Raw genomic sequence first — 257 nt, 5'->3', positions numbered from 1 at the left:
AAACTCTTTAACTTGTCAACTCGGTGTGTGTTACTTGTTTTGATTTTCTTCGATATCCAGTTTTCAATGAACAAACTTAACGACCTCTGTCGTTAATGGAGCCTAGCGGGATCGAACCGCTGACCTCCTGCGTGCAAAGCAGGCGCTCTCCCAGCTGAGCTAAGGCCCCGGGTATTTATCTTTGAGAGTAAACCTCTCAAAACTGAACAAAGGCAAACGATGTGTAGTCTTCCGTACTATTCCTTAGAAAGGAGGTG

1 tRNA gene is annotated in these 257 nt (G+C 45.1%); it reads right to left on the bottom strand.

Features of this window, described 5'->3' with window-relative positions:
* Positions 1–96: 96 nt before the first annotated feature.
* Positions 97–169: transfer RNA gene (locus DVW06_RS16965), tRNA-Ala, on the bottom strand.
* Between the last annotated feature and the right edge of the window lie 88 nt (positions 170–257).

Origin of the sequence: Enterococcus sp. ARL09-542, from assembly GCF_005234805.1 — a bacterium.
In the GTDB taxonomy this organism is placed as follows: Bacteria; Bacillota; Bacilli; order Lactobacillales; family Enterococcaceae; genus Enterococcus_D; species Enterococcus_D gallinarum.
Note: the sequence above shows the minus strand (reverse complement) of the source record. Positions and strands in the feature narration are given on the sequence as shown.